The following is a 2,543-nucleotide window of genomic DNA, read 5'->3' on the forward strand; positions in this document are numbered from 1 at the left end:
AATTTCTTCTGATGGATATTTCCCCTTAATGCTCAATCCATAGAATCGCCCAACGCTACCATGAGCCTTTAAGATTTCTTGATATTCTGTCATCAGAAAATCAATATCCTCTACTTCAGTGTAGAGATAAATTTTGCCATTCTTCATGATAACCTCAAGGCTATCAGGGCCAGTCTGACAAATCTCTTCGATAAAGCAGCTCTCAGATACCTCTAGCGGCGTTTGAATAGCAAGAGCTTCGTCCAATACCTTTTGATAATCAACAGATTTGGACTCAATACCCTCTTTACTCTGGGCCTCTTTCTTTTCAGCCATAACCCGTATGATTTCTAAAAAGATTTCAGGACTAATACCATCATTAGGAGCTAATCCCAAAACTACCCAACCTGATTTCAGAGCTTCAAAGCTTTCCAGAACATAAGTGATTTCTTTAACAGCCAATCCGTTACGAATGCAGCCTTGATTATCCACCTCATACATAACCAATAAATCACCTACTTGGTAATCGCGATCATTGTACCGCACTTCAAAGTTTTTCTGACCTTGGCTAACGGCTTCCATGTAGCGCGTGTGTAACTTGATGATGTGCATCTGTTTTTTGCGTACTTCAGTCATCTCTATTCCTTTCTATGTTATTCCTTGATATGCTGAGTAAAATCAGTCAGTGGCACCTCCAATATTTTTGATATGTTTTTCAAATGTTTTGAGTTTGGCCTGCTGGTTCCTTTTTCCCAATTCCTGTAAGTAGGTGTGGGAACTTCTAATTCCTTAGCCAGCTTTTCCTGAGTATAACGTCGCAAGCGTCTTGCTCGTTTCAATTCACCAGCAAGCTCTTTATTCCGCTCTTGACGCTTTCGGGTTTGTTCTTTCTGATTTTCCTTATATCGTTCTCCAGCAGGACTATCAAGCCATTCTTTACGCTTGCCGCTATCTATATATTGGGCGTTGTATTGTTGGCGTTTTTCTGGATTCTCCTGAAGATAACGCATGACACGCAAGCTTTCACCTGTTGGATAGTCAACAGCCTTTCTTTTCGCCATTTTTTTCTCCTTATATTTTCAGTCATAGTCTAAATCCAGAAGCTTTTCAACTTCTGGATTTAACTATCTACTTTCAGACAATAAACACTCAGAATGGCAGGTCATCATCTGAAATATCCATTGGATTTGAGTTTCCAAAAGAAGACTCATTCCGTGAGAAATCTGGCACAGCATTATTGCCAGATTGGCCTTGCCCGTTTTGGTTTTGGCGAGCCTCTAAAAGTTGGAAGCTATCTGCCACAACCTCAGTAACATAGACACGTTGGCCTTGTTGATTTTCATAATTACGGGTCTGAATACGACCAGTAATACCGATCAAYGCTCCTTTCTTAGCCCAGTTTGCTAGATTTTCGGCTTGCTGCCGCCAAATGACAATATTGATAAAGTCTGCTTCACGTTCGCCATTTTGATTTTTGAAGTTACGATTTACCGCTAAAGTAAGTGTTGCGACCGCCTGACCCTGTGCGGTATAGCGTAAGTCAGCATCTTTGGTCATACGACCAACTAGTACGACATTGTTAATCATGATGTTTCTCCTTTTATAAAATTTGTTGCTGCTCTTCATGCAGCTTCATAGTAGCTTGATACAATTCTTTGTAATTCATACCTTGCCACTCTTCCAACATTTCAGGCGTTGGATGTAAAGCCTTTTTGGCTCGGTCAATCAGATGAGCTTTCTTCCCTTTCTCTTCTGGATTTTCACTATCGCTATCCAATTCACCGCCAATCATAAACATATTACGCAGTGTCATCTTTTTAGCGTAGGTTTCTGTAGAGCCGCTAACCTGACTAGCTGACTTCTTAGCCTCACTTTCGTCTTCGCGAGCAGTAGAGCTAGTCTCATATTCGGTCACTTCACCTTGGCTATTCCTATAACGAAGAACAGCAGTTGTCCGTTTATTGTGACGCCCCTCAAGGAACTCGTCTTGAATTGGTTTCCAATACAAGGAAGCTCCATCAATCTTTTCTAGCAGAGGCTTCACTTCTTTATAGATATCCTCTAGGTTGAAATAATCAAACCCACCATAAGGATTGGTTCGGTTTTTCTCTACCGTAATATTGTTTTGAAGATAGGATAACAACTCGAATACATCTGCAAATTCAAGCTTCTCATTTTTGCTTTTGGTCTTTGTTGCCATAGGCTTCTCCTTTTCTTATTCGTTATCTTACATAGTTAATTATAACATTTTTAAAAGCCTTTGTAAAGCCTTTTTAGTTATTTTATTAAAAATTTTTAATATCTTTTCAAACTAAAAACCATGCCAAAACATGGTTCTAATCCTTTCCTAAAAGCTCTCCTACAGTTATAGAACGAGCCAATTTATTGTTAGCTCGGCAATAGTCACATTTACCACAATGAAGAGGTGCAACTTTCCCAGAAATAACCTGTTTGAGTCTATGGACGTATTTTTCAAAGACTTCCTGACCAATTACCAAGGTCAGTTCATCAATTCTAATCAGCTCCTTATCTACCTGCTCTTGTTTACTAACTGCCACAATATA

5 protein-coding genes are annotated in these 2,543 nt (G+C 39.5%); all 5 read right to left on the reverse strand.

The genetic code is table 11. The features are described 5' to 3' along the window. On the reverse strand, window positions 1-615 hold a 615-nt coding region (locus K4I03_RS08965), incomplete at its 3' end, for a DUF3850 domain-containing protein (protein WP_227964845.1). 17 nt (window positions 616-632) lie between these two features. Beyond that, a complete protein-coding gene (locus tag K4I03_RS08970) occupies window positions 633-1,040 on the reverse strand; it encodes a helix-turn-helix transcriptional regulator (protein ID WP_227964848.1) in 408 nt (135 codons plus the stop codon). Between the two features lie 88 nt (window positions 1,041-1,128). Further along, window positions 1,129-1,566 (reverse strand): single-stranded DNA-binding protein, encoded by a 438-nt coding sequence (gene ssb / locus K4I03_RS08975; protein ID WP_227964851.1) that lies wholly within the window; start codon window positions 1,564-1,566, stop codon window positions 1,129-1,131. Between the two features lie 13 nt (window positions 1,567-1,579). After that, on the reverse strand, window positions 1,580-2,179 hold the full coding sequence (locus K4I03_RS08980; protein WP_227964854.1) for an ERF family protein: 600 nt from the start codon (window positions 2,177-2,179) through the stop codon (window positions 1,580-1,582). A gap of 136 nt (window positions 2,180-2,315) precedes the next feature. Continuing rightward, on the reverse strand, window positions 2,316-2,543 hold a 228-nt coding region (locus tag K4I03_RS08985; protein ID WP_227964857.1), incomplete at its 5' end, for a PD-(D/E)XK nuclease-like domain-containing protein.

This window comes from Streptococcus sanguinis (assembly GCF_020729725.1).
GTDB lineage: Bacteria > Bacillota > Bacilli > Lactobacillales > Streptococcaceae > Streptococcus > Streptococcus sanguinis_V.

Bases quoted from the DNA above. Each gene is read 5' to 3' on its own strand.
- K4I03_RS08970 (WP_227964848.1), bottom strand. From the start codon at position 1,040: ATGGCGAAAAGAAAGGCTGTTGACTATCCAACAGGTGAAAGCTTGCGT.
- K4I03_RS08980 (WP_227964854.1), bottom strand. From the start codon at position 2,179: ATGGCAACAAAGACCAAAAGCAAAAATGAGAAGCTTGAATTTGCAGAT.